The organism is Micromonospora sp. NPDC048894, assembly GCF_040649765.1.
GTDB lineage: Bacteria > Actinomycetota > Actinomycetes > Mycobacteriales > Micromonosporaceae > Micromonospora > Micromonospora antibiotica.
Genome location: NZ_JBEZFY010000006.1, coordinates 393,321 through 418,987 on the forward strand (window position 1 = coordinate 393,321; position 25,667 = coordinate 418,987).

Below are 25,667 nucleotides of genomic sequence, written 5' to 3' on the forward strand. Positions count from 1 at the left end.
CACCGGTTCCGCAAACCTGACCTTTGCCATATCCCTCGCGAATACACCCCGGAGCTGCCCCGTGTCGCTCACCCCGCCGCCCGGCCTCGTCCCCGCCCCAGCCCCCGAGCAGCCAGCCCCCGCCGACCTCCCGTCCCCGCCCGACCAGACCCCCACCATGCCGGCCGCGCCGACAACGGACGGGCCCACGACGGACGGGCCCACGACGGGCTTCGTGGTCACCGGGGTCGAGCCGGCGGCGGCCGAGCTGGCGGGCAGCGCCGCCGGAGCCGCCGAACGGCTGCTCACCCGGCCGTCGGTCGGGTTGGGCGACGTGGTGCCGGCGCCCGCGTCGGTGAGGCCGCAGCCGGCCGCGAACTTCGTCCTCCCGGCCGATGCGGCGGTACGGGTGAGCGCCGACCCGGCCGCCCGGGACGTCGCCGAACGTCTCGCGGAGTTGCTGCGTCCCGCCACCGGCCTGCCGCTGCCGGTCACCGACCTGCCCACGATCCCGGGCACGCTGATGCTCACCCTGTCCGCCACCGCGCCGCGCCCGTCGGCGCCGGCGGCGCGGGAGTGGGCAGCGGAGGAGTACCGCGTCGACGTCGACATCGATGGGGTACGCATCACCGCCGGCACCGCGACCGGCCTCTTCCACGGTGTGCAGACGCTGCGGCAACTGCTGCCGGCGGCCGTCGAGAGCCGGACCACGGTGGCCGAGCGGTGGGTGGTGCCCGGCGGCACGATCGTCGACCGCCCCCACTTCCCCTACCGGGGCGCGATGCTCGACGTGGCGCGGCACTTCTTCACCGTCGACGACGTGTGTCGGGTGATCGACCACCTGGCCCGGTACAAGCTCAACCACCTGCACCTGCACCTCACCGACGACCAGGGCTGGCGGATCGCCGTCGACTCCTGGCCCCGGCTGGCCACCGTCGGCGGGCGCACCGAGGTGGGCGGCGGCCCCGGTGGCTGGTACACCGCCGCCGACTACCGACGCATCGTCGGGTACGCCGCCCGGCGGCACGTCACCGTCGTCCCCGAGGTGGACCTGCCCGGCCACACCAACGCGGCGCTGGTCGCCTACCCGGAGCTGGCGCCGGACAAGGTCGCGCCACCGCCGTACACCGGCACCGAGGTCGGCTTCAGCTACGTCGACCCCACCGACGAGCGGACGTACGACTTCGTCGCCGACGTGCTCGGCGAGGTGGCCGCGCTGACCCCCGGGCCGTGGCTGCACATCGGCGGTGACGAGGCGTACAAGGTGAAGGGGGCGGCGTACACCGGTTTCGTGGAGCGGGTGCAGCAGATCGTCGCCGGGCTCGGCCGGACCGTGGTCGGCTGGCACCAGATCGCCCCCGCCGACCACGTCGACGGCCGGGTCCTGCAGTGGTGGGGCACCGACGGCGACGACCCGACCGTCGCCGAGGCGGTACGCCGGGGCGCCCGGCTGATCCTCTCCCCCGGCAACCACGCCTACCTGGACATGAAGTACGCCCCGGACACACCGCTCGGCCACGACTGGGCGGGCCTGATCGACGTGCACCGGGCGTACCACTGGGACCCGGCGACCCACCTGACCGGCGTCCCGGCGGAGGCGGTGCTCGGCGTGGAGGCCCCGCTCTGGACCGAGTCGGTGACGTCGTTGGCCGAGATCGAGTTCCTGCTCCTACCCCGACTGCCCGCCCTCGCCGAGGTGGCCTGGTCCGCGCCGTCGACCCGGAGCTGGGCGGGCTTCCGGGAGCGGCTGGCCGGCCACGGCCCGCGCTGGCAGGCCGCCGGCATCACGTTCCACCCGTCTCCGGAGATCCCCTGGCCCCACCCCTCCGACAACGTCCGAATCGCCGGCAGACCCACCACCAGCCCGCCAGCCTCGACCACTTTCCGTCACATCCGGCCACGGGCAGACGAAAATCACGTAGAGTAACCGATTTTTCGGTCCCATTCCGGGTCCAGCCGGCCCCATCATCCCCAGAACCTGCCTGAACTGCCCATTCTCCCCAACTCCCGGCGACCCCCACCAACCCCCATCCGCATCCTTTGCTCTGCCGCCACATACGCACCAGACACAAAGCGTGACCGTCGCGCCGAGGGCAGCAGAGCAAAGGATGCGGGCGGGTCTGGGGTGGGGGGTGCGAAACATGACGCTGAGTGACCGAATTGAGAGGTCGGCGACGGGGTCGTCGGATTCGGGGCACCGCTGGCGGACCAGCCCACCGGCCCGGTGACGGAGGCCACCCGTAGGTCGGAATCGTGGGCCGGCCGGGGTCGTTACAACTGGCATCCGCGATCGCACCCCCCGGCCGGCCCCGCTCGGCCGGAGGCACGGGAGCGCCGCGGAACGGACGCCCCCGGAGCACGCCGCCCCGGAACGCGAGCCACCCCTCTTCACCTGCCCCACGGCGCGACCGCGCCCATCCCGCACCCCCTGCGGACGTACGCGGGCGTGGACCCCCGAGATGCAGAGGAGCACGACATCATGCGTACCGACATCCTGCGTAAGACCGTGCTGACCGCTGCCGGCCTGACCGTCACCGCCGGTGGTATCGCCGGCCCCGCGCTGGCCGCCCAGGCCGCCGAGACGACCCGACCCGCCGCCGTCGTGCAGACCGACCGCAAGCCGGCCGGCGAGCGCGAGTTGAAGGTCGACTACGCCGCGCAGCCCAACTTCTACTACTGCGGCCCCGCCGCCACCCGGAACGCCCTGAGTGTCCAGGGCAAGAACATCGACGTCGACGCCATGGCCAAGGAGATGGGCACCACCGAGGACGGCACCGACAGCATCAACGACATCACCCCGGTGCTGAACAAGGAGATCGGCCGCAACGCGTACCGCAGCACCGAGATCCCGGTCGACAAGGTCGACGGCAAGCGCATCGCGCAGCTGCGGGCCGACATCGTCCGGGCGGTGGACGACGGCCGGGCCGTGGTCGCCAACATCGCCGGCACCGCCACCGACACCGACGGCAACACCCACGCCTTCGAGGGTGGGCACTACATCAGCGTCGTCGGCTACCGCGACGGTGGGCGGGTCGTGACGATCGCCGACTCCGCCAACCCGGACACCGCCTCCTACCGGATCGACGTCGACGAGCTGGCCCACTGGATCGCCAGCCGCGGCTACGCCTCCTGACCCGCCCCACACCGGTCATACGAAGGGCCGGCCCCCTCGGGGGTCGGTCCTTCACCGTCGGCACCGCCGACCGGCGGACCACCCCGGACAACCCGAACAGCACACCACCCCGGCCGGCGGAACACCCCGGACACCCCCAGGCAGCGGACACCCCAGGCAGCGGACGACCCCGGGCGGCGGACGACCCGTCGACGACGGGCGGCGGACGGCGACCAGGTCGGTCGGTCTCAGCCGCCCGAGTCGTCCAACTCGGCGCCCTCGGGGACGGTGTCGTCGTCCCGGCTAGCCAGCCAGCCCTCGGGCAGGAAGACCTTGCCGGGAGAGTTCGTCCGGCCGCGCGGCTGACCGAGGGCGGCCACCGGGAACGGTTCGGCCGCGTCCAGCTTGCCGAGCAGGTCGTCCAGCTGGGCCAGGCTCTCGATCATGGCGAGTTCCCGGCGCAGCTCGCTGCCCACCGGGAAACCCTTCAGGTACCAGGCGACGTGCTTGCGGAAGTCGGTGCAGCCGTCCCGCTCGCCCCGCGCCGGGGTACGCGAGCCGGCGGTGAACTGTTCCACCAGCAGTTCGGCGTGCCGCCGCATGGTCACCGCCACCTCGCCGAGGGTCGGCAGCCGACGCTCCGGTCGGCCCTCGAATGCGGCCTCCAGGTCGGCGAAGAGCCACGGCCGCCCCAGGCAACCCCGGCCGACCACCACCCCGTCCACCCCGGTGTGGGCCACCATCCGCAACGCGTCGTCGGCCTCCCAGATGTCACCGTTGCCGAGCACCGGCACGTCGAGCGCCTGCTTGAGGGTGGCGATGGCGTCCCAGTCGGCGGTGCCGGAATACCGCTGCGCGGCCGTACGCCCGTGCAGGGCGACCGCCGCCACCCCGGCGTCCTGGGCGGCCAGCCCCGCCTCGACGTACGTCAGGTGATCGTCGTCGATGCCCTTGCGCATCTTGACGGTGACCGGCACCCCGGCGGGTGACGCGGCGTCCACCGCCGCCCTGACCAGCCGGGCGAAGAGCCGCCGCCGCCAGGGCAGAGCCGAGCCACCGCCCCGGCGGGTCACCTTGGGCACCGGGCAGCCGAAGTTCAGGTCGATGTGGTCGGCGAGGTCACGCTCCACCACGATCCGCACCGCAGCCGCGGTCACCTCCGGGTCGGTGCCGTAGAGCTGGAGGCTACGCGGCTGCTCCTCGGCACCGAAGGCGATCATGCGCAGGGTCTTCGGGTTCCGCTGCACCAGCGCGATCGTGGTGATCATCTCGCAGACGTAGATGCCACCGCCCTGCTCCCGGCAGAGCTGCCGGAAACCGACGTTGGTGATGCCGGCCATCGGCGCGAGCACCACCGGCGGCCACACCCGGTGGGGGCCGATGGTGAGCGGGCGCAGGACCGCAGCGGGACTGGTCACGTACCCCAGAATCCCATGCCGTCGGCGGCCCGCCCACCGCCGGTCCCCGGCCGCCGCCACGGCAGTGGGCAAACCCGCACCACGACGGCGACCGGTGTACGGCTTCAGTACGTGCCGGGTTCGGCGAGGATCAACCCGCAGACGTCCACGATGACCGAGGTAGCCGCGTTGACGTAGACGCCGAACGACAGCGGGGTGCCGTCGTGGCTGCCCAACTGCACCTCCACCAGGTTCGACAGCACCTGGTTGGGCCCCCACCAGTTCAACGAGGACGTGCCCGGCCGGGCCGTCGACGAGCTGTACGCGGTGAGGAAGCCGCCGGAGACGGTCCCGGCCACGGTGACGTTGACATACGCGGCGGTGGCCTTGCCGGCCAGCGCCGGCGGCACGTTCTTCACCGTCACGTGGATGATCTTGCCGGCGCCGAGCTTGCCGGCGAGCACGTTCCCCGCGCCGGCCACCACGTTGCCGCCGTAGGTGCCCATCGCACGGGTGTCCAGGATGCGCGTCGGCGCGACCGCCAGCGTCCGGTTCGCCCAGCGGGAGGTGTTGACGTACCGCTTCGTCGCGTCCCTGCCCCCGATGACCAGGTCACCCGACTCGTTGATCGCCAGCGAACCGGTAGGCAGCTCCGCCGGGATCGCCGCGTCCGCAGTGGGCGCGAGGATCAGCGGCGGACGCCCGTCGGCGTGGGTGAGGGTCAGCGTCGGGGCGGCCGACGAGCCCCCGGTCAGCAGCGTCCCGGTCGTACCGGCGTCGTTGGTCAACCCGGCGCGGACCGGGTCGCCGGCAGCCGCCTCGGCCGGCGTGGCGACGACGGCCGCGACCGGGACACCCGCACCGACGGCGAGGCCGCCCTTCACCAGCCGCCGACGGGTGGTCGAGGGGCTCTGGTCGCTGGTCATGCTGCTGTCCTCCTCGTGGTCACGCACCGGTCCGCACCTCGCGGTCACCGCGCTCGGCGGCTTCCCTGATCACCCGGGCCCGGACTCCGCCGGCACCGACGCGACCGCCCTGGGCGGCCTTCGCGTTGATCACCGCCGACTCCGGGTGGAACACCAGCAGGCCGGTGACGTCGAGGATCACCGCCGCCGCGCCAGCGGCCACCCAGACGGCCACCACGTCGGGGTAGTAGTCCCCACCGGCGGTCTCGTAGCCGCCGAGCTGGGAGATGACGCCGTTGGAGAGCAGCTGGCCGGCGTCCCACCAGTTGATCGTGGAGGCGGGGGGCAGCTCACCCCGACCCCACACGGTGGCGAACCCGCCCCGCGCGGTGTTGGCCACGGTGACGTTGCCCATCAGGCCGTCGCCGTAGTCGACGATGTCGCGCAGGTGCACGACCAGCAGGGTGTCGGCAAGTACCCGGCCCTGCGGATCGACCCGGCCGGCCCCCTCCAGGAGCCGGGCGCGACCGGTCGCGCTGCGGCTGTCGAGCACCCGGGTCGGCGGGATCGGCACCAGCATGGTGGCGTTCGCCGTGGTCAGCGTCTCGTGCTGCACCACCGCGCTGTCGACCACCCGCTGCACGCCCAGGCCGTCGGCGGTGGAGACCAGCCCGCCGCCCCACCCGAAGCTGGACGGCCGGCGGGTCAGCCGGAGGGTCGCACCGGTGCTGTTCTCCAGGGCGAGCGTTGCGGCCCCGCCGTCGGCGGCGCTGGTCACGACGGTGTGCAGGCCGCCGGTGGTGGTCCCGCCGAGGACGACCGGGTCTCCGGTCGCAGCGGCGGCGGGCGCGGCGGCGGGCGCGGCGGCGGGCGCGGCGTTGGCTGTGGTGGCGGCGGCGGGCGCGGCGTTGGCTGTGGTGGCGGCGACCGCCGCGCCGCCGGTGACGGCGGCCCGCCGCAGCAGGGCCCGCCGGGAGGCGGCCGGGTCAGGTTCGGACGACGTCATTCTTCGTTCCCCCGTCGGCTGGTCGGATGGCGGCGTTCGGGGCGCGGTGCGCGCCTCCGGCCGCCTAGGCACGGTTGACGAGCACCTGGCTCGGGTGACCGACCAGCAGGCTGGTCAGGTCGAGGATCACGTGGGTCGGCGAACTGGTGGCCTGGAGCGTCAACACGCTGCGGTACGCCCCAACGGCACCGAGCTCGGTGAAGAGGAAGTTCGACAGGACCTGGCCGCTGGTCCACCAGTTCACCGTGGACGTGACCGGCCTGGGGCCGCTGCCCCACACGGTCAGCACGCCGCCACCTGTCATCCCGGTCACGGTCACGTTGCCCTTGAGGGCATAACCGTCCCGGACGTAGCCGTCCAGACTGAGCACGACCGGCTTGCCGGGGACCAGCCGGCCGGTGGCGTCCAGGTCGCCCGCGCCGGAGACGATGGCCCGGCGCAGGTTCGGATCCCGGGTGTCGAGCACCCGGGTCGGCGCGACCGCCACCGAGGTGGTCGCCCACTCCGAGGTCCAGGCCCAGCCGGCGGTTGCCTGGTCGGCGTCGTCCCCCCCGGCCTTGACGAACAGGTCGCCCTGGTCGTCGACGGCCAGCGTGCCGAGCGCGGCGTCCAGCACCTGCGGATAGATGCTCTCGCCGGGCACCAGCCGCAGCGGCGCACCCCCGGTGTTCCTCAGTAGCAGCGTGCCGTAGCCGCTGGTGGCGTTCACCGTGGTGGTGGCCGGGCCGGCGTCGTTGGTCGTACCCATGGTGAGGTTGCCGCCCGGGGCGGCCTGCGCGGTGCCGGGCAGGCCGACCGTGGCGGCGACACCCGCGCCGGCCGTGCCGGCGACGACCGTGGCGGCCCGGCGCAGCAGACGACGACGATCCGGGTCGTGGTCGTGGTCAGGCTGCGACGCACGCGTCATTTCACACCCCCGTGTAGAGATTCAGCACCGCTGATGCTGACACGGCCCACCGACCCATTCAAGGACTGAACGGACACAGCTACCGACCGATGCCCGGCCCGGGACCCGGCCCCGCCCGGCAACGCGACCCACCCGGCCTCGGCCCGGCAACGCGACCCACCCGGCCTCGGCCCGGCAACGTGCCGGCCCCGCCCCGGACAGCGGGGCGGGGCCGGCACGACGGCGGTCGGGGTCAGCAGCCGGGCAGCCGCTCGATCAGGTAGCGCTCGACCTGGTCCAGGGCGACCCGCTCCTGGGCCATGGTGTCCCGGTTCCGCACGGTCACCGCTTCGTCATCGAGGGTGTCGAAGTCGACGGTGACGCAGAACGGGGTGCCGATCTCGTCCTGCCGGCGGTAGCGGCGGCCGATCGCCTGCGAGTCGTCGAACTCGACCACCCAGCGCTTGCGGAGCTGGGCGGCGAGCCCCTTGGCCTTGGGCGAGAGCGCCTCGTTGCGCGACAGCGGCAGCACCGCCACCTTGACCGGGGCCAGCCGGGGGTCGAAGCGCATCACGGTGCGCTTGTCGACGCCGCCCTTGGTGTTCGGGGCCTCGTCCTCGTCGTACGCCTCCAGCAGGAACGCCAGCACCGCGCGGGTGAGGCCAGCGGCCGGCTCGATGACGTACGGCACCCAGCGCTCGTTGCGGGTCTGGTCGAAGTACGACAGGTCCACGCCGGAGTGCTTGCTGTGCGTGGCCAGGTCGAAGTCGGTGCGGTTGGCCACCCCCTCCAGCTCGGCGAACTCGGTGCCGCCGAAGCGGAACCGGTACTCGATGTCGACGGTGCGCTTCGAGTAGTGGGAGAGCTTCTCCTTGGGGTGCTCGTAGAAGCGCAGGTTCTCCTCGGACAGGCCCAGGTCGAGGTACCAGTTCCAGCGCTCCTGCAACCAGTACTCGTGCCACTGCTCGTCGGAGCCGGGCTCGACGAAGAACTCCATCTCCATCTGCTCGAACTCGCGGGTGCGGAAGATGAAGTTGCCCGGGGTGATCTCGTTGCGGAACGACTTGCCGGTCTGCGCGATGCCGAACGGCGGCTTCTTGCGGGCGGCGGTCGCCACGTTGTTGTAGTTGACGAAGATGCCCTGGGCGGTCTCCGGGCGCAGGTAGTGCAGGCCCTCGTCGCTCTCCACCGGCCCGAGGTAGGTCTTCATCAGGCCGTTGAACATCTTTGGCTCGGTGAAGGTGCCCTTGTTGCCGCAGTTGGGGCAGTTCAGCTCCTGCAACGAGGTCAGCGGCTTGCCGTGCTTCTCGGCGTACGCCTCCTCCAGGTGGTCGGCGCGGAACCGCTTGTGGCACGACTGGCACTCGGTGAGCGGGTCGACGAACTCGGCGAGGTGGCCGCTGGCCTCCCAGACCTTGCGGGCGAGGATGACCGCCGAGTCGAGGCCGACGACGTCGTCGCGCTGCTGGACCATCGCCTTCCACCACTGCCGGCGGACGTTCTCCTTCAGCTCCACACCGAGCGGACCGTAGTCCCACGCCGAGCGGGTGCCTCCGTAGATCTCACTGGAGGGGAAGACGAAGCCTCGGCGCTTGGCGAGGCTGACGACGGCGTCGATACGGTCGGCTGGCATGTTTCCTCCTACGCCGGCTGGCGGTCGGCGTGGCCATGAGGTGGGTGGGACCGGACGGTCCGGGACAACGGTACGACCAGCAGCGCCCCGGGCCCAGCAGAATACCGCTGCCGGCTCAGCTGACCCCGCACACCTCCATGCCACCGGTCTGCTGGTCGGCGGCGAGGGTGACCTGCTGGGTGCCCCGCCCGCCACCGTTGAAGGTGACGTCGACCGGCACGGTCAGGGTCTGCGGGTCGACGTCACCGACCCGGTAGCTGGCGACGGCCGGTTCCTCGGCGATCCGGCGGGTGAACTCGCCCCGGGACTCCCGCCGTCGCGCGTCGTCGCAGAGCTTCTCGTACGCCTTGCCGTACTGCTTGTCGACCAGGGCGCGGTAGTAGTCGTCGGTGACCGCCTGACCCTGCTCCTCGATGGCCTGCACGTTGCTGACCACCAGCCCGACGGCTGCCGCGCCGCCGCCTCCGCAGCAGATCAACAGGGCGAGCGCCCCGACGCCGAGGCCCAGCCAGAGCCGCTTGCGGCTGCCCTCGGTGGGTGGGGCGGCGAACGGCGGGGCCACCCCGGGACCCTGGGGTGGGGCGGGCACCCCCGGGTCACCCGGGGCGGTGGGCACCCCCGGGGCACCCGGCGGGGCGGGCACGCCCGGGTCACCCGGGGCGGCCGACGGCGGGGTGCCGTCCGGGCCGGGTGTCGCGGGGTACGGCGGTGGGGCTGCCGGGCCGGGAGCGGTCATAGGAGCAGGGTAGTGCCCCCGGGCTCAACGCTGCGGACGCGCGGCCCGATCAGGCTCGACGCTGCGGCACGCGGCCCGACCGGGCTCAGCGGTGCGGACTCGCGGCCCGGTCGCTGTCGACCACCACCACCTCGCCGTCGGGGGCGGCGCCGGCCAGCGTCTCGTACGCCGAGGGTTCGTCGACCGACTCGGCGAGCAACGGCACGGCGGTGATCTTGACGTCGAACCCGCCCAGCGCCCGCCGGTACGTCCCGACCGACTCCCACTCGGTGAGCAGGCACCAGTGCCGGGGGTCGTCGAGGGCGCGCAGGAGTTCACCGCGCAGGTAGCCGGGGCGGGCGGCGAGCGCGGCCAGCGCGGCGTGCGCCCGGGCGGTGAAGTCGTCCGACGCCTCGACGGCGACCACGAACCGGTTGGTGACCAGCACCGGGTTCCTCCTCGTAGAGTCTGTGGGATGCAGCCTACGCAGCGCCCTCTGCTGGCCCGGTTGGCCCGGGCGAACCCGACGTCGGTGTTCCTCGCCACCCTGGCGCTGGTGCTGGTGGCGCTCTTCGCGCCCGGCCCGGTCGGTGGGCTGCTGCTGTTGGCGCTGGCCGCCGGGCTGGCCTATCTGCTGGCCACCACCTGGCCGGTGCAGGCGCCACAGACCCGGCTGTTGCGGTTGGTGATGTTGACGCTGCTGGCCACGGTGGCCCTGGTCAAGCTCTTCTGACATGCACTCATGCGTTTTTGACAATCATTCTCGTTTTCACGGACAGTTGCCGACATGACCGCCCGCACCCTGCCCCGCGCCCTGACCGCCGTCGCCACCGCCCTGCTCGTCCTGACCGGTGGCACCGCCTGCTCGACCGACGGGGCCGGGGCCGACCCGGACCGGGTGGACGTGGTCGCCGCCTTCTATCCCCTCCAGTTCGTCGCCGAGCGGGTCGGCGGGGACGCGGTCACCGTCACCAACCTCGCCAAGCCGGGTGCGGAGCCGCACGACCTGGAACTCAACCCCCGGCAGGTCGGCCAGGTCAGCCAGGCCGAACTGGTCTTCTATCTCAAGGGTTTCCAGCCGGCGGTGGACGAGGCCGTCGCGCAGAACGCCGCCGACCGGGCCTTCGACGTGACAACCGTCGTACCGCTGCGGGACGCGACAGCCGACGGGCACGACCACGAGGGTGAGGACGGTCACGCCGAGGAGAGCGGCGGCAAGGACCCGCACCTCTGGCTGGACCCGACCCGGCTGGCCACCGTCGCCGACCAGCTGGCCGAGCGGCTCGGCGCCGTCGACCCGGACCGGGCAGCCGACTACACGACCAGGGCCCGGACGCTGCGCGGCGAGCTGGAGAAGCTCGACACCGAGTACGCCGCCGGCCTGAAGACCTGCCAACGCCGGGAGATCGTGGTCAGCCACGCCGCCTTCGGCTACCTCGCCGAGCGCTACCAGCTGGAGCAGATCGGCCTCACCGGGCTCACCCCCGACACCGAGCCCGCCCCGCAGCGGCTGGCCGAGGTCGCCCGCGAGGCCCGCGAGCACCGCGCCACCACGATCTTCTTCGAGACGCTGGTCAGCCCGAAGGTCGCCGAGACCATCGCCGCCGAGGTCGGCGCGAAGACCGCGGTGCTCGACCCGATCGAAGGGCTCTCCGTCGACGGGGGTGGGGACTACCTTTCGGTGATGCGCACCAACCTGACCACGCTCCGTACCGCCCTGGGGTGCTCGTGACCACACCCGTGATCCAGGTCGGGCACGCCTCGGTCGGCTACGACGGCCGCCCGGTGCTGCGGGACGTCTCGTTGACCGTCACCGCCGGCGAGGTGGTGGCGGTGCTCGGCGCCAACGGCTCCGGCAAGTCCACCCTGATCCGGGCCGTGCTCGGGCTGGTCCCACTCGGCACCGGCTCGGTCGAGCTGTTCGGCGTACCGCAGCGCCGGTTCCGGCAGTGGCACCGGATCGGCTACGTCCCGCAGCGGCTCGGGGCCGGCAGCGGTGTGCCGGCCACCGTCCGCGAGGTGGTGGCCTCCGGGCGGCTGGCCCGCCGGGGTGTGCTGCGCCCACCGGGCCGGGCCGACCGGGCCGCGGTGGACGCGGCGCTGCGCGCGGTGGGCCTCGCCGACCGGGCCCGGGACCCGGTGGCCACCCTCTCCGGCGGCCAGCAGCAGCGCACCCTGATCGCCCGCGCCCTGGCCGGTGAGCCGGAGCTGCTGGTGCTCGACGAGCCGACCGCCGGGGTCGACGCGGCCAGCCAGGAGGCGTTCGCCGGGGCGTTGCACGACTTCGTCGGCACCGGCGGCACCGTGCTGCTGGTCGCCCACGAGCTGGGGCCGCTGCGTCCGCTGATCAGCCGGGCCGTGGTGGTGCACCAGGGCGGCGTCTGCCATGACGGCGCGGTGCCGGAACCGGCCGGGCACCACGCCGAGCCCGACCACGACCACGTGCACCCGCACGGTCCCGAGGAGCCCGCCGGGCTGTGGAGCAGCTGAACGATGGACCTCTTCCAGTACGACTTCATGCAGCGGGCGCTGGTCGGCGCCCTGGTGATCGGGCTGACCGCCCCGGCCCTCGGGATCTACCTGGTGCAGCGGCGGCTGGCCCTGATCGGTGACGGCATCGGCCACGTCGCGCTCACCGGCGTCGGGGCGGGCCTGCTGCTCAACCGGTCGCCGGTGCTGGTGGCGGTGGTCGCGGCGATCCTCGGCGCGGTCACCATCGAGCTGGTCCGGGCCCGGGGCCGCACCTCCGGTGACCTGGCGCTGGCGCTGCTGTTCTACGGCGGCATCGCCGGTGGCGTGATGCTGGTCGGCCTCTCCGACGCCAGCAGCGCCAACCTCAACGCCTACCTGTTCGGCTCGCTCACCACCACCTCCCCCGCCGACCTGACCACCATCGCGGTGCTCGGCGCGAGCATCGCGGTGCTCATGCTGGCGCTGCGCCCGGCGCTGTTCGCGGTCTGCCACGACGAGGAGTACGCCCGGGTGGCCGGGCTGCCCGTGCGGGCACTGAACCTGCTGCTGGCGGTCGCCACCGCGGTCACCGTCACCATCGCCATGCGGGCCGTCGGGGTGTTGCTGATCAGCGCGCTGATGGTGGTGCCGGTGGCCACCGCGCAGCAGGTCACCCGGGGCTTCCGCAGCACCATGACGGCGGCCATGGCGCTCGGCCTGTTCGCCGCCGGGGCGGGGATCTGGGTGGCGGCCACCGCCGACACCGCCCCCGGCGCGTCGGTGGTGCTGCTGGCAATCGCGTCGTTCCTGGTGGTGGCGTTGGCCGCCGCCGGCTGGCGGGTGCTGCGCCGCCGGGCCACCCCGGCCGCCGTCACCGCCCCGGAACCGCACGAGGTGGTGCTGCGGTGACGCCGACCGACGAACCGTCACTGGTATTGGTTACCGTTACGGGGTGACCGGCACCCAGGGCTACGACGCGTTCGAGGGCGCGGGCGAGCTGCTGCGGGCGCTGTCCGCCCCGATCCGGCTGGCCATCGTCAGCGAGCTGGCCCAGGGTGAGCGGTGTGTGCACGAGCTGGTCGAGCAGCTCGGCGCCCCGCAGCCGCTGGTCTCCCAGCACCTGCGGGTGCTCCGCGGCGCGGGGGTGGTGCGGGGTTCCCGGCGCGGCCGGGAGATCGCGTACGCCCTGGTCGACGAGCATGTCGCGCACATCGTGGCCGACGCGGTCAGCCATGCCGGGGAGGGGCCGTCGTCCCCCGGTGAGCCGGCGACCGGGCGCGCGGGGGGTGCCGGGCGGCCCGCGTCGTGGCACGCTGTCGGCCGTGAAGATCTACGCTGACCGTTTTCCGGTCGCCCTCCGCCAGTTCCTCACCGATCTCCTCGTCGTCGTCTGGGTCTACGCGGCGATCCGCTTCGCGATGTGGCTGTACGACCTGGTGGAGAAGCTCGCCGTACCGGGGCGGAAGCTGGAGGGGGCCGGCGGCGGCCTCGCCGACAACCTGGCCGAGGCCGGCGGCAAGGTGGGCCGGGTGCCGCTGGTCGGCGACGAGCTGACCGGCCCGTTCACCAAGGCCGCCGACGCCGCCCGGGCGGTGGCCGAGGCCGGCCGCGACCAGCAGGACCTGGTCGGTCAGCTGGCGTGGGCGTTGAGCATCGCGGTGCTGGTCTTCCCGCTCGGGCTGGTGCTGTTCGGCTGGCTGCCGCTGCGGCTGCGCTGGATGCGTCGGGCCGCGTCGGCGAAGGCCCTCGCCGCCGGGCCGGCCGGCCGGGACCTACTGGCCCTGCGCGCGCTGACCAGTCAGCCGCTGCGCCGGCTGACCCGGATCGACCCGGACGTGGCGCAGGCGTGGCGGCGGGGCGACGACGCCACCGTCGACGCGCTCGCCGCCCTGGAGCTGCGCCGACTCGGTCTGCGCGGCGGTCGCTAGGCACCGTCACCTGTTGTGTCCCCCCGGCCCGCAGGCTTAGATGATGGTGAATGTCTTAAGTCTGCAAGCCGTCGTCGTGCGTCGGCACGGACGGCCCGGAGAGGGAGCGTCCCCCATGCCCGTGTCCCGCAGTCGGTCGATCCTCGCGGCGGGAGCCGCCGGGGTGGTGGCGGTGCTGGCCGCCACACTCATCGGCCTGCCCCCGGCCAGCGCCGCCACCGGTGACGGCTCCCCCACCGACGCGAACATCGCCTTCGTCGGCCGCTGGGACCGCAGCAACAGCAGCGCGTACGTGCCGAACTGGGCGGGCGCCTACCTCAGGACCGGGTTCACCGGCACCACGGTCAAGCTGCGGCAGCGCCGCACCATCGACCTCTACTACAGCATCGACGGGGCCGACTTCCGCTACCTGACCAACGTCAGCGGCACGGTCAACCTCACCCCGACCCCGCTGCGCGCCGGCAACCACACGCTGGTGGTGTCGTACCGGGTGGTCGCCGGCTCGTACACCGGGGACGCGGTGTTCCAGGGGTTGACCCTCGACTCGGGGGCGCGGACCCTGCCGGCGGCGGTGCGGCCCCAGCTGATCGAGTTCGTCGGCGACTCCATCACCCTCGGCACCACCTCGTCGCGCACGGCGCTGACCGCGTACGGGTGGCTGACCGGGGAGCAGCTCGGCACCGAGCACACCCAACTCGGCTACGGCGGGGGCTGCCTGGTCGCCACCGCCGACGGCTGCGTCAGCGTCGCCAGCCAGTTCCTCCGCACCGGATACTCGGCCACCAGCCCCGCCTGGGACTTCAGCCGCTACCGGGCGGACGCCGTGGTGATCAACCTGGGCACCAACGACCGCAGCCACGGGGTGAGCGGCGCGGACTTCCAGAACCAGTACGCCACGTTCATCCGTACCGTGCGGGGGAAGTACCCGCGCGCGGCGATCTTCGCGCTGCGCACCTTCAGCGGCCGGTACGCCGCGGAGACCGCCGCCGCCGTCAGCACGGTCACCGGGGGCGGCGACCGCAACGTGTTCTACGTGGACACCACCGGCTGGCTGCCGGCCGACGGGCTGAGCGACTCGGTGCACCCCAACGACGCCGGGCACCGGGCGATCACGGCCCGGCTCGCCCCGATCGTCGCGGCGAAGCTGACCACCACCCCGACGCCGACCCCCACCACCGCACCGCCCACCACGCCCCCGCCCACCACCGCACCGCCCACCACGCCGCCGGTGACCACGCCGCCGGCCGGCGCGACCGGGTGCGCCGTCGGGTACTCGGTCACCGGGCAATGGCAGGGCGGATTCCAGGGCGAGGTGACGATCCGCAACACCGGCACGGCCCCGGTCGACGGCTGGACGCTGCAGTGGAGCTTCGCCGACGGCCAGCGGATCAGCCAGGCGTGGAACGCGAGCTACACGCAGAGCGGCGGCACCGTCCGTGCGACCAACGCCGACTGGAACGGTGCGATCGCGGCCGGCGCGACGACGAGCTTCGGTTTCCTCGCCGACGCCACCGGCGCGAACAGCCGACCCACCGGGTTCGCCCTCAACGGCACCGCCTGCGCGCTGTCCTGACCGTGGTCGGGCGGCCCCGGTCCGGGGCCGCCCGACCGCACGCCAGCTATTCAGCTCACCACTGCTGAACCGACTCCACCAGGCTCACAGTCAGCGCAGGTAGGCCGCGAGGCCCAACTGCTGGTTACGCAGGGCGGTGGCCACCACACCGGCGATCTGCCGGGCCCCGGCCGTCTCGAAGTGGGTGTGGTCGGCGCAGAAGAACGCCCCCACCGCGCCCGAGTTGTAGTCCCCGTTGTTCGGGCACAGCTTGAGCGTGTTGTAGAGCGTGTAGCTCAGCTTGTGCAGGTCGATGACGGGGACGTTGTTGGCCCGCCCCGCGTCGAACGTCTCGGTGAGGAAGCCCCGGTTGCCCACGGCGGTGCTGCCCGAGCAGGTGATCGCGGCGGCCGGGGTGAGGAAGACCGGGTACGCGCCGCGCTGCTGGGCCGCGCGGGCCATCACGCCGAGCAGTTCCTTGTAGCGGGCCGAGCCGACGTGCCGGTTGCAGGTGGCGCTGCCGTCGTTGATGCCGAACTGGATGAACAGGTAGTCGCCGGCCTTCATCCCGCCGTTGGCGTTGAGCATGGCCTGCCAGCGGGTCGAGTAGGTCTGCGGGTTGATCACGCACTCGCCGGCCGAGTTCATCGTGGTGGTGACGTTGGGGTCGTACAGCCAGGTCTGGATGCTGCGTCCGCCGACCGCGCTGTTGACCACGGTGGCGTTGCCGTTGAGGTACTGGCCGAACTGGTTGCCCCAGCCCACCGGGCAGGCCCCGCTGGACGACGGGTTGGCGACCGTGGAGTCCCCGGCCAGCCACACGGTGACCCGCGGCTGCGTCGAGGGCGTCGGGGTGGGGGTGGGCGTCGGGGTGGGGGTGGGCGTCGGGGTGGGGGTGGGCGTCCGGGTGGGGGGCGGCGTGGGCGTGAGGGTGGGCGTGGGCGTCGCGGTCGGCGGGGTGGACGGCGGTGGGCAGGGCGTCGCGGTCGGCGTCGCGCCGGTGCACGACACCCCGTTGAGCGCGAACCCGGTGGGGACCGGGTTCGCGGTGGTCCACGCACCGTTGAAGCCGAAGCTGACGCCGGCACCGGTGCCGATGGCGGCGTTGTAGCCGACGTCCTTCGCGCTGACCGCCGTCCCACTCTGGGTGACGGTGGCGTTCCACGCCTGGGTGACCTGTTGCCCGCTGGCGAAGGCCCAGGTGAGCGTCCAGCCGGAGACCGGGTCACCGAGGTTGGTGATGGTCACGTCCGCGCCGAAGCCACCCTGCCACTCGCTGGTGACCTTGTAGTCGACCCGGCAGCCGGTCGCCGCCGCGGTGGCGTTCCCGGCCGCGACCGCCACCCCGCCCGCGAGGACCGCCAGCGTGATCGCGCCCAGTCCGGCGACACGTCGTCGCGCTGCTCTCATGATCTGCTCCTAGTCGCCGGTGCCGGGCCGGCGTCGCCCGCCCCCATCTGGACGGCCGCCCGAGCCCCGCGACGATGGCCGGACCCCGGGACGAGAGGAGGCGAAAATCGATGTTACTCGATATTAATCTGCTCTCCCACCTCCGCCCGGTCGAACCGGCACGCCAGATGACGCCGCACCGGGCCGCAGGCGGTCGCGCTCGGTCGCCAGGCACCGCAACCCCCTCGTCTAGGGTGGTGCGGTGCTCTACTTCCTGATCGTCATCGCCGTGCTGCTGCTGGCGTACGCCGCCGTACTGGTCAGCTTCGTCCGGCGCGGACGCAAGATCCCGCCGCAGGCGTACCTGGTGCTGGCGCTGCTCAACGGGCTCATCCTGGCCGCCGTGCTGGCCTGGGCCATCGCCCGCTGACGATCCGGCCGACACGCGAAGCGGGGCCCACCCCGACCGCCGTCGGCCCGGGTGGGCCCGGCCCACTGCGTCCCTCACCGCCCGAGGGCGGGATCAGTCACCGTTGGTCACCACCGGGTCGTCATCGTCGTCGTCGATGTCGTCCTCACCCCAGCTGCGCCGGACGAACGGCAGGATGACCCAGAACGTCAGGAACCACAGGCCGGTGACCACGGTGAGCACCACGGCGATGCCGGTGTCGAGCACGAAGTCGGCGATCAGCAGGACCGCACTCACCATGGCGACCAGCATGAAGGCCAGGCCGCCGGTGGCCATCCGGTGGGCGAACCGGACCAGCTCCGGCTTACGACCCTGGCGGAACAGCGCCCGGTGGAAGGCGACCGGCGAGATGATCATCGCGGTGGCCGCGGCGGCCGACAGCAGCGCGAGAATGTAGACGTCCCGCTGGAACTCGCTCGTCCGGGTGAAACCGTTGCTGAACGGCAGGGTCAGCAGGAAGGCGAAGAGGATCTGCACGCCGGTCTGGGCGACCCGCAACTCCTGGAGCAGATCGGCGAAGTTGCGCTGCCAGCGCTGCTTCTCGGATTCCTTCGACACGCGCTACCTCCGGATGAGACGGTACGACCGACGGGAGCACCTCCCGTCGGCAGCAACGCCAGTGCCCGATCCGCAATCGCCCGAAACCGATTCACGATCCCCGATCGGCCCGGTCCACCCTCGGCAGGGCGGCTCAGGCCGCCGGGCACACCCGGGCCAGGATCGCCTCGGCCAGGGGCCCCGGCGCCTCGTCGGGAATCCAGTGCGTCACCCCGGCCAGCACCATGAACCGGTAGTCCCCCGTGACGTGCCGGGCACAGGCCTGCGCGGCGGTACGCCCTACTGCCACGTCCCGGTCGCTCCACACGTAGCTGGTCGGCACCGGCACCGGACCGACCGCCTTCAGGTCCCGCCCCGACATCGCCCGGTACCAGTTCAGCGCCCCGGTCAGCGCGCCCGGCCCGCGCATCGGCTGGGCGTAGCGGGCCACCCGGGCGGAGTCACCGACGCCGGCCAGCAGCCGACGCAGGACCACCGCCCGCCCGGCCAGCAGCACCCGCTCCGCCAGGCCCGCCCGGCGGAACAACGTCATGTACGCCGAACGCGCCCGCTGCCGACGGTCGGTGGACAGCGCGTACCCGAAGGCCGCCGGATGGGGCACCGAGACCGCGGTGAGGGTACGCACCCGCTCCGGGTGCCACGCGGCCAGCGCCCAGGCGACGATCGCCCCCCAGTCGTGCCCCACCACGTGCGCGGTGTCGACGCCCAGCGCGTCCAGCACCGCCACCGCGTCGGCGACCAGTTCCGGCAGCCGGTAGCCGGCCACCTCCGTGGGACGGGCCCCGGGCGAGTAACCCCGCTGGTCGGGGGCGTACGTGCGCAGCCCGGCGGCGTGCAGGGCGGGCACCACCGCGTCCCACTCCCCGCCGTGCTGGGGGAAGCCGTGCAGCAGCAGCACGACCTCGCCGCCCTCGGGCCCACCGGCCCGTACGTCGAACGTCAGTCCCCGCGCCGCCACCCGCATGACCGGCAGCCTACCCAGCGCCCCGGTGTGCGCCCGGGACGTCGAATGCCGGGAACCATGACCTGCTGGGCCGTTGCCGCAGGTCGGTGCTAGCGTCTGCCGAGACAACTTCACATCCGACAGGGGAGCGCACAGCGCTGAGAGTGCGGGCACCGCCCGCAGACCCTCGAACCTGATCTGGGTAATGCCAGCGCAGGGAGTTCGGTCGACCTCCAGCCGCGCCGCCGTCCGGCAGCCGCCGGGCGCGGCGTGCGTCTTCTCCTGGTTCGATCGCTGGACTGGGAGCACCGACATGCCGCACACCACCACCAACAGCAACCGGTGGCGCACGATCGACATCGTGGTCGCCGCCGTGATCGCCGTGGCCTTCGGCGTCATCTTCTGGGCCTGGGGCCTGGTCTGGAAGGCCGCCGACCCGGCATTCGCCGCCGCACCCGCCAGCCAGGCGGTGATGTACGGCGTGTGGCTGGTCCCGGCGGTCCTCGGCGGCCTGGTGATCCGTAAGCCGGGGGCGGCCCTGTTCTGCGAGGCCGTCGCCGCCACCGTCTCCGCACTGCTCGGCGCGGAGTGGGGCGGGATCACCATCGTGCAGGGGCTGATCCAGGGCCTCGGCGCGGAGCTGGCCTTCGCCGCGTTCCGCTACCGGTCGTTCCGGCTGCCGGTGGCGGTGCTGGCCGGGGCGTTGACCGGGCTGAGCGCCGCCCTGTTCGACTTCTTCGTCTGGAACGCCGAGTACGCCCTGACCAGCTACCGCCTGCCGTACGCGGCGTTGACCGTGCTCAGCGCAGCCGTCGTCGCCGGGGTCGGCGGTTGGTACCTGACCCGCGCGCTGGCCGAGACCGGAGTGCTGGACCGGTTCCCCGCCGGCCGTGACCGCACCCTGGTCTGATCCTCTCCTGACGATCATGGAGGTGCCGGCGACGTGGCGAGTGTGAGGCTGGTCGGCTTCGGCTGGCGGCACGCCGGTCGGCGGGCCTGGGCGGTACGCGGGGTGGACCTGCGCATCGACCACGGGGAGCGGGTGCTGCTGCTGGGGCCGTCCGGGGCCGGCAAGAGCACCCTGCTGGCCGCGCTGGCCGGGCTGCTGCCGGCGGACTCCGGCGAGCAGGAGGGCACCGTCGAGATCGACGGCCTCGACCCGGCCAAGGCCCGCGAACGGGTCGGCACCGTCTTCCAGGACCCGCAGTCCCAGCTGGTGATGGCCCGCTGCGGTGACGACGTCGCGTTCGGCCTGGAGAACCGGGGGGTGGCCGGCGACGAGATCTGGCCCCGGGTGGACGAGGCGCTGCGCCGGGTCGGTTTCCCCTACCCCCGGGACCGGCCCACCGCGGCGCTGTCCGGCGGCGAGCAGCAGCGGCTCGCCCTGGCCGGGGTGCTGGCGCTGCGGCCGGGGCTGCTGCTGCTCGACGAGCCGACGGCCAACCTCGACCCGGCCGGGGCGGAGCTGGTGCGCGGCGCGGTGGCCGGCGCGCTGGACCCGGACACCACCCTGGTCCTGGTCGAACACCGGGTCGCCGACGCCCTGCCCCTGGTCGACCGGGTCGTGGTGCTGACCCCCGGTGGCGGGGTCCGGGCCGACGGGCCACCGGCGACGGTCTTCGCCGCGCACGGTGCCGCGCTCGCCGCCGAGGGTGTCTGGGTGCCCGGCCACCCCACCGGGTCCCGGCCGGCCACCGGGCCGCCCGGTGCGGGGTTGCTCACCGTCGACCGGCTCGGCCTGCCACCCCGGCTGGCCCCCACCGACCTGACGGTACGCGCCGGCGAGGCGCTCGCCGTCCTCGGTCCCAACGGGGCCGGCAAGTCCACCCTGGCGCTGCTGCTCGGTGGGCTGCTCCGCCCCGGCGTCGGTCGACTGACCGGCACCGCCGCCCTGGCCGACAGGGACGCCCGTACGCCCCCGCACCGGTGGCGGGCCCCCGCGCTGGCCGGTCGGATCGGTTCGGTCTTCCAGGACCCGGAGCACCAGTTCGTCACCCGCACCGTCCGCGACGAACTGGCCCTCGGGCCGCGTCGGACCGGCCGCCCGGAGGTCGCCGTCCGGGCCACCGTGGACGGGTTGCTGGACCGGTTGCGGCTGACCCGGCTCGCCGGGGCCAACCCGTACACCCTCTCCGGTGGGGAGGCCCGGCGGCTCAGCGTGGCGACCGCCCTGGCCACCGCGCCCCGGCTGCTGATCTGCGACGAACCCACCTTCGGCCAGGACCGCCGCACCTGGGGTGAGCTGGTCGACCTCTTCGCCGACCTGCGTGACGCCGGGCACGGCGTGGTCACCGTCACCCACGACCGGGACTTCGTCGCCGCGCTCGCCGACCGGACGGTCACCCTGCACCCCGCCCGGGAGCAGCCGTGATCGGCCTGGAGCCCGTCGCGGTGCCGGGTGCGCCGCTGGCCCGGCGTAACCCGGTGGCGAAACTGGCAGCCGGGCTGATCTTCTCGTTCGTGCTGGTGGCCAGCCTCGACCCGGTCGCACCGGCGGTCGCCATCGCCGTCGAGCTGGCGCTGCTGCCGCTGTTCGGCATCCGCTACCGGGTGCTGGCCCGACGGGCGTGGCCGTTGCTGGCCGGTGCCGTCGGCATCCTGGTCACCCTGCTGCTGTTCGCCGCCGACCGGTCCGGCCCGGTGCTGTGGACGGCGGGGCCGCTGCTGGTCACCTCCGGGGTGCTGGTCACCGCGCTCGGGCTGGTGCTGCGGATGCTCGCGGTCGCCCTGCCCGGAGTGATCGTCTTCGCCACCACCGACCCGACCGACCTGGCCGACGCGCTGGTGCAGAACGCGAAGGCCCCGGCCCGGTTCGCCATCGGCGCGCTGGCCGCGTTCCGGCTGGTGCCGCTGCTCGGCCAGGAGTGGCAGATGCTCACCATGGCCCGCCGCGCCCGGGGCGTGGACGCCGGCCGCAACCCGCTGGCCCGGCTGCGGCTCTTCGTCGCCACGGCGTTCGCCCTGCTGGTGGGCGCGATCCGGCGCGGCACCCGACTGGCGGTGGCGATGGACGCCCGGGGGTTCGACGCCGGCACCCCGCGCACGGTGGCCCGCCGGCAGGTGTTCCGTCCCGCCGACTGGCTGCTGGTCGCCGGTGCCGCCACCCTGGCCGGCGGCGCGCTCGCGGTCAGCGTCGCCCTCGGCACCTTCCGGCCCCTGATCGGCTGACCCGCGCCCCACCGGGCCGTCGCCCCACCACCCCGTCGGGCACGCCGGCCACCAGGCACACCGGGGCGCACCGGCACACGCCGGCACCACTGTGCTGAAACAGCGGTATCCGGAGGTCCGGATACCGCTGTTTCAGCTATCTGGTGTGGGACGTCTGCGCCCGGGCGGCTCAGCTGCGCCGGAAGGCGTACCGGCGGCCCTGGCCCTGGGCGGCGGTGGAGCCGGCCCGGACCGACCGGCCCGACCGCGACGGCGGCCGGGGTGGGTTCGACCGGACGAGAGCGTCCGGGTGGGGCGGCGTCACGGCGACCGGGACCGGGTGCGCGGGCGTCACGGTGAGTGCCGCGAGCGCCGCCGGATCCACCTCCACCGGCGACGGTACGACAGGTCGGGACTTCTTGGGACTGCGCTTGGCGGGCATTCGCTGCCTCCTGGGACGTGCGGAGGACCACACCGTCGCCTCAGCGGCGGGCGGTCGACGGACGGGATCGGCTCCGGACGACCGGCCACGAGTCATCCCCGGTCAGCAGGGGACGGGAGACGCGGACGCCCGAGCACGCGGACCCGCGGCCACGGCGGCGGGTCGGCTCTCAGAAAGGGCGTCAGATGCGCATGTCGTCACGGTAGCCGACCCCCACGCCCGGCGCACCCGCTTTTCCCGACGAGCATCCCGGCCCGACGAGCATCCCGGCCCGACGGCGGAAGTCCCGACGACCCCGCCGCCCGACGACCATCCCGGCCCGACGACCCCGCCGCCCGACGGCGGAAGTCCCGACGACCGGCCCGGCCCGGCGGCGGGACGGTCGCTGCCGCACGCACGCGACCACCCTGTGACACTGGGTGGACGGCGGCTGCCGGCCGTCGCGGGCGCGCGATACGGTCGCAGCACACAGGTGACGTGAGAGGGCGGGTACGGATGACGCAACAGGCGACGGCGCAGATCGGCGTGACCGGGCTGGCGGTGATGGGTCGCAACCTGGCCCGCAACCTGGCCCGGAACGGGTTCACCGTGGCGGTGCACAACCGCTCCCCGGAGCGCACCCGCAGCCTGGTCGCCGAGCACGGTGACGAGGGCACCTTCGTGCCGTCGGAGTCCCTGGCGGACTTCGTCGGCTCGCTGGAGCGGCCCCGCGCGGTGATCGTCATGGTCAAGGCGGGCGCCCCCACCGACGCGGTCATCGACGAGCTGGTGCCGCTGCTGGAGGAGGGCGACATCGTCGTCGACGCCGGCAACGCCCACTTCGCCGACACCCGCCGCCGGGAGGAGACGCTGCGCGAGCACGGGCTGCACTTCGTCGGCACCGGTGTCTCCGGTGGCGAGGAGGGCGCGTTGCTCGGGCCGAGCATCATGCCGGGCGGCTCGGCGGAGTCCTACCAGAAGCTCGGGCCGATGTTCGAGAAGATCGCCGCGCAGGTGGACGGCGTCCCCTGCTGCCAGCACGTCGGCCCCGACGGCGCCGGCCACTTCGTCAAGATGGTCCACAACGGCATCGAGTACGCCGACATGCAGCTCATCGCCGAGGCGTACGACCTGCTGCGGGCCGGGCTGGGGGCGACCCCGGCGGAGATCGCGGAGATCTTCCGGGAGTGGAACACCGGCGAGCTGGAGTCGTTCCTCATCGAGATCACCGCCGACGTGCTGGCGCACACCGACGCCGCCACCGGCAAGGCGTTCGTCGACGTGGTGCTCGACCAGGCCGAGCAGAAGGGCACCGGCCGTTGGACGGTGCAGATCGCCCTCGACCTGGGCATCCCGATCACCGGCATCGCCGAGGCGACGTTCGCCCGGTCGCTGTCCGGGCACGCCGGTCAGCGGGAGGCCGCCCGCCGTACCTTCGGCGACGCGGGCGAGAAGTGGCAGGTCGAGGACCGGGACGCGTTCGTCGAGGACGTCCGCCGGGCGCTGCTGGCCAGCAAGATCGTCGCGTACGCGCAGGGCTTCGACCAGATCCGGGCCGGCAGCCGCGAGTACCACTGGGACATCGACCTGGGTGGCACCGCCACCATCTGGCGGGGCGGCTGCATCATCCGGGCCCGCTTCCTGGACCGCATCCGCGAGGCGTACGACTCGCAGCCGGAGCTGCCGACGCTGCTGGTCGCGCCGTACTTCGCCGACGCGGTGAGCGACGGCGTGCCGAGCTGGCGTCGGGTGGTGGCGGACTCGGCCCGGGCCGGCGTGCCCACCCCGGCCTTCTCCTCGTCGCTTGCCTACTTCGACGCGCTGCGCGCGGAGCGGCTGCCGGCGGCCCTGATCCAGGGCCTGCGGGACAACTTCGGGGCGCACACCTACCACCGGGTCGACCGGGAGGGCGCGTTCCACACCCTGTGGGCGACCGCCGACCGCTCCGAAGTGGCCGGCTGACCCACCACACCTTCCCGGCGTGCCGCGGTGTCCCTGGTGGGGCACCGCGACCACCGGACCCGCACCAGTGCCACGCGAACGCCCCGCCATCCCGGTGAACAACCGGGTGGCGGGGCGTTCGCCGTGAGGTCGGTGGTGACCCGCTGGTCACCGGGGAAGCCGGTGCCGGGTGGTCACCAGAACCGGCGACGCCGGGCGGCCTTACGGGGGCGCAGCACGTCGGCGCCCTTGGAGAGCATCCGGCTCACTCCGCTGGGCCCCCGTCGGGACTCCAGGGTGTGGCTCAGCTGGCGGGCACCGGCTGCGGCCAGCGGCACGGCGACCGCCATGATTGCCCACTGCGCGATCCGCTTCTGAATCATGTGTGCCCACCTCCGCGATTGGCTGTCGGGGTGGTGGTACCCCGCAGGTGAGATCACCAATCGTGGGCCGGTCAGCGCGGCGGGGCCACCGGGTTGGGCAGCGCGCCGCCGAACCGGCGGTCCCGCTGGGCGTACAGCTCGCAGGCGTACCACAGGTGGCGGCGGTCGAAGTCCGGCCAGAGGGTGTCCAGGAACACCAGCTCCGCGTACGCCGACTGCCAGAGCATGAAGTTGGAGATCCGTTCCTCGCCGGAGGGGCGCAGGAAGAGATCGACCTCGGGGACCTCCGGGTGGTAGAGGTACTTGGCCACGGTCTTCTCGGTGACCTTGTCCGGGTCGAGCCGGCCGGCGGCCACCTCCCGGGCGATCGCGGCGGCGGCGTCGGCGATCTCAGCCTGGCCGCCGTAGTTGACGCAGAACTGGAGGGTCAGCGTCGAGTTGCCCCGGGACATCTCCTCGGCGGTCTGCAACTCGGAGATGACGCTCTTCCACAGCCGGCCCGCCCGCCCCGACCAGACCACCCGCACCCCCAGGTCGACCAGCTGGTCGCGGCGGCGACGGATGACGTCCCGGTTGAAGCCCATCAGGAAGCGGACCTCGTCCGGCGAGCGCCGCCAGTTCTCGGTGGAGAAGGCGTACGCCGACAGGTAGGGCACACCCAGCTCGATCGCCCCCTCGACGGTGTCGAAGAGGCTGTATTCGCCCTGCTCGTGGCCCTTGGTGCGGGGCAGTCCACGCTCCTTGGCCCAGCGGCCGTTGCCGTCCATCACCACGGCGACGTGCTTCGGCAGCGCCTCGGCGGGCAGCGCCGGTGGCCGGGCGCCCGACGGGTGCGGGGTCGGCGGCACCGGC

The 25,667-nt window shown here is 73.4% G+C and carries 26 protein-coding genes, 1 pseudogene and 1 riboswitch; of the genes and pseudogenes, 14 read left to right on the plus strand and 13 right to left on the minus strand.

Going from position 1 to position 25,667, the window contains the following annotated elements; all coding sequences use genetic code 11:
* The first annotated feature begins 157 nt into the window (after positions 1-157).
* Both AB0C22_RS16325 and AB0C22_RS16330 read left to right on the plus strand, forming a co-directional pair.
* The gene (locus tag AB0C22_RS16325) at positions 158-1,906 is read left to right on the plus strand and encodes a beta-N-acetylhexosaminidase (protein ID WP_357535766.1); all 1,749 of its coding nucleotides are present in this window, start codon (positions 158-160) and stop codon (positions 1,904-1,906) included.
* A gap of 552 nt (positions 1,907-2,458) precedes the next feature.
* The gene (locus AB0C22_RS16330) at positions 2,459-3,112 is read left to right on the plus strand and encodes a C39 family peptidase (RefSeq protein ID WP_219464246.1); all 654 of its coding nucleotides are present in this window, start codon (positions 2,459-2,461) and stop codon (positions 3,110-3,112) included.
* A gap of 227 nt (positions 3,113-3,339) precedes the next feature.
* Here the strand turns inward: AB0C22_RS16330 and dusB are convergent, their stop codons facing one another.
* The 7 genes from dusB to AB0C22_RS16365 form a co-directional block, all read right to left on the minus strand.
* On the minus strand, positions 3,340-4,509 hold the full coding sequence (gene dusB / locus AB0C22_RS16335; RefSeq protein WP_357535647.1) for a tRNA dihydrouridine synthase DusB: 1,170 nt from the start codon (positions 4,507-4,509) through the stop codon (positions 3,340-3,342).
* 104 nt (positions 4,510-4,613) lie between these two features.
* On the minus strand, positions 4,614-5,441 hold the full coding sequence (locus AB0C22_RS16340) for a hypothetical protein (protein WP_357535649.1): 828 nt from the start codon (positions 5,439-5,441) through the stop codon (positions 4,614-4,616).
* Complete coding sequence (locus AB0C22_RS16345) at positions 5,434-6,399, minus strand: hypothetical protein (protein ID WP_357535651.1); 966 nt, start codon at positions 6,397-6,399, stop codon at positions 5,434-5,436. Before AB0C22_RS16345 ends, AB0C22_RS16340 begins: the two co-directional genes overlap by 8 nt.
* A 64-nt stretch (positions 6,400-6,463) precedes the next feature.
* A complete protein-coding gene (locus AB0C22_RS16350; RefSeq protein ID WP_357535653.1) occupies positions 6,464-7,306 on the minus strand; it encodes a hypothetical protein in 843 nt (280 codons plus the stop codon).
* A 232-nt stretch (positions 7,307-7,538) separates the two neighbouring features.
* Complete coding sequence (locus AB0C22_RS16355) at positions 7,539-8,918, minus strand: glycine--tRNA ligase (RefSeq protein WP_357535655.1); 1,380 nt, start codon at positions 8,916-8,918, stop codon at positions 7,539-7,541.
* 115 nt (positions 8,919-9,033) lie between these two features.
* Entirely contained in the window at positions 9,034-9,507 is a 474-nt protein-coding gene (locus AB0C22_RS16360) for a hypothetical protein (RefSeq protein WP_208570144.1), read from the minus strand.
* Between the two features lie 232 nt (positions 9,508-9,739).
* Positions 9,740-10,081 carry an antibiotic biosynthesis monooxygenase gene (locus AB0C22_RS16365; protein ID WP_208570085.1) on the minus strand — a complete coding sequence of 114 codons (342 nt, stop codon included), beginning with the start codon at positions 10,079-10,081 and terminating at the stop codon, positions 9,740-9,742.
* A 27-nt stretch (positions 10,082-10,108) separates the two neighbouring features.
* Between AB0C22_RS16365 and AB0C22_RS16370 the strand changes: the two genes are divergently transcribed.
* From AB0C22_RS16370 to AB0C22_RS16400, 7 genes and pseudogenes are all read left to right on the plus strand, one after another.
* A complete protein-coding gene (locus AB0C22_RS16370) occupies positions 10,109-10,366 on the plus strand; it encodes a DUF6703 family protein (RefSeq protein ID WP_219464256.1) in 258 nt (85 codons plus the stop codon).
* A 54-nt stretch (positions 10,367-10,420) separates the two neighbouring features.
* Complete coding sequence (locus tag AB0C22_RS16375; RefSeq protein WP_219464257.1) at positions 10,421-11,365, plus strand: metal ABC transporter substrate-binding protein; 945 nt, start codon at positions 10,421-10,423, stop codon at positions 11,363-11,365.
* Positions 11,362-12,123 (plus strand): metal ABC transporter ATP-binding protein, encoded by a 762-nt coding sequence (locus tag AB0C22_RS16380; protein WP_219464258.1) that lies wholly within the window; start codon positions 11,362-11,364, stop codon positions 12,121-12,123. Before AB0C22_RS16375 ends, AB0C22_RS16380 begins: the two co-directional genes overlap by 4 nt.
* Positions 12,124-12,126: 3 nt before the next feature.
* On the plus strand, positions 12,127-12,993 hold the full coding sequence (locus tag AB0C22_RS16385; RefSeq protein WP_219464259.1) for a metal ABC transporter permease: 867 nt from the start codon (positions 12,127-12,129) through the stop codon (positions 12,991-12,993).
* 43 nt (positions 12,994-13,036) lie between these two features.
* A pseudogene (locus AB0C22_RS16390) lies at positions 13,037-13,339 on the plus strand (metalloregulator ArsR/SmtB family transcription factor); the annotation flags it as partial.
* A gap of 67 nt (positions 13,340-13,406) precedes the next feature.
* Positions 13,407-14,012, plus strand: a complete 606-nt coding sequence (locus tag AB0C22_RS16395; RefSeq protein WP_208570090.1) for a hypothetical protein — start codon at positions 13,407-13,409, stop codon at positions 14,010-14,012.
* A 115-nt stretch (positions 14,013-14,127) separates the two neighbouring features.
* On the plus strand, positions 14,128-15,585 hold the full coding sequence (locus tag AB0C22_RS16400) for a cellulose binding domain-containing protein (protein ID WP_357535658.1): 1,458 nt from the start codon (positions 14,128-14,130) through the stop codon (positions 15,583-15,585).
* A 90-nt stretch (positions 15,586-15,675) separates the two neighbouring features.
* On the opposite strand, the gene AB0C22_RS16405 is transcribed toward AB0C22_RS16400, so the two are convergent.
* A complete protein-coding gene (locus AB0C22_RS16405; RefSeq protein ID WP_357535660.1) occupies positions 15,676-16,974 on the minus strand; it encodes a cellulose binding domain-containing protein in 1,299 nt (432 codons plus the stop codon).
* A 241-nt stretch (positions 16,975-17,215) separates the two neighbouring features.
* Here AB0C22_RS16405 and AB0C22_RS16410 point away from each other — a divergent pair, with 241 nt between their 5' ends.
* The gene (locus tag AB0C22_RS16410; protein WP_204926308.1) at positions 17,216-17,383 is read left to right on the plus strand and encodes a hypothetical protein; all 168 of its coding nucleotides are present in this window, start codon (positions 17,216-17,218) and stop codon (positions 17,381-17,383) included.
* A 93-nt stretch (positions 17,384-17,476) separates the two neighbouring features.
* Here AB0C22_RS16410 and AB0C22_RS16415 read toward each other — a convergent pair whose 3' ends face one another.
* Together AB0C22_RS16415 and AB0C22_RS16420 are read right to left on the minus strand one after the other, a co-directional pair.
* Entirely contained in the window at positions 17,477-17,980 is a 504-nt protein-coding gene (locus AB0C22_RS16415; RefSeq protein ID WP_219464261.1) for a DUF6328 family protein, read from the minus strand.
* 133 nt (positions 17,981-18,113) lie between these two features.
* The gene (locus AB0C22_RS16420) at positions 18,114-18,944 is read right to left on the minus strand and encodes an alpha/beta fold hydrolase (RefSeq protein ID WP_357535663.1); all 831 of its coding nucleotides are present in this window, start codon (positions 18,942-18,944) and stop codon (positions 18,114-18,116) included.
* 111 nt (positions 18,945-19,055) lie between these two features.
* Positions 19,056-19,161: riboswitch (TPP riboswitch) on the plus strand.
* A gap of 75 nt (positions 19,162-19,236) precedes the next feature.
* Between AB0C22_RS16420 and AB0C22_RS16425 the strand changes: the two genes are divergently transcribed.
* Genes AB0C22_RS16425 through AB0C22_RS16435 form a run of 3 tightly spaced genes read left to right on the plus strand, consistent with a single transcriptional unit; the run spans position 19,237 to position 22,091 of the window.
* Positions 19,237-19,833, plus strand: a complete 597-nt coding sequence (locus AB0C22_RS16425) for an ECF transporter S component (RefSeq protein ID WP_208570095.1) — start codon at positions 19,237-19,239, stop codon at positions 19,831-19,833.
* A 33-nt stretch (positions 19,834-19,866) separates the two neighbouring features.
* Positions 19,867-21,294, plus strand: coding sequence for an ABC transporter ATP-binding protein (locus tag AB0C22_RS16430; RefSeq protein ID WP_357535665.1), 1,428 nt, complete (start codon positions 19,867-19,869; stop codon positions 21,292-21,294).
* Positions 21,291-22,091 (plus strand): energy-coupling factor transporter transmembrane component T, encoded by an 801-nt coding sequence (locus AB0C22_RS16435; RefSeq protein ID WP_219464266.1) that lies wholly within the window; start codon positions 21,291-21,293, stop codon positions 22,089-22,091. The genes AB0C22_RS16430 and AB0C22_RS16435 overlap by 4 nt, the downstream gene beginning before the upstream one ends.
* A gap of 169 nt (positions 22,092-22,260) precedes the next feature.
* Here AB0C22_RS16435 and AB0C22_RS16440 read toward each other — a convergent pair whose 3' ends face one another.
* A complete protein-coding gene (locus tag AB0C22_RS16440) occupies positions 22,261-22,512 on the minus strand; it encodes a hypothetical protein (RefSeq protein ID WP_219464268.1) in 252 nt (83 codons plus the stop codon).
* 495 nt (positions 22,513-23,007) lie between these two features.
* Between AB0C22_RS16440 and gndA the strand changes: the two genes are divergently transcribed.
* A complete protein-coding gene (gene gndA, locus AB0C22_RS16445; RefSeq protein WP_208570099.1) occupies positions 23,008-24,453 on the plus strand; it encodes an NADP-dependent phosphogluconate dehydrogenase in 1,446 nt (481 codons plus the stop codon).
* A gap of 173 nt (positions 24,454-24,626) precedes the next feature.
* Here the strand turns inward: gndA and AB0C22_RS16450 are convergent, their stop codons facing one another.
* Both AB0C22_RS16450 and AB0C22_RS16455 read right to left on the minus strand, forming a co-directional pair.
* On the minus strand, positions 24,627-24,815 hold the full coding sequence (locus AB0C22_RS16450; RefSeq protein WP_219464271.1) for a hypothetical protein: 189 nt from the start codon (positions 24,813-24,815) through the stop codon (positions 24,627-24,629).
* Between the two features lie 71 nt (positions 24,816-24,886).
* Positions 24,887-25,663 carry an isoprenyl transferase gene (locus AB0C22_RS16455; RefSeq protein WP_208570145.1) on the minus strand — a complete coding sequence of 259 codons (777 nt, stop codon included), beginning with the start codon at positions 25,661-25,663 and terminating at the stop codon, positions 24,887-24,889.
* Between the last annotated feature and the right edge of the window lie 4 nt (positions 25,664-25,667).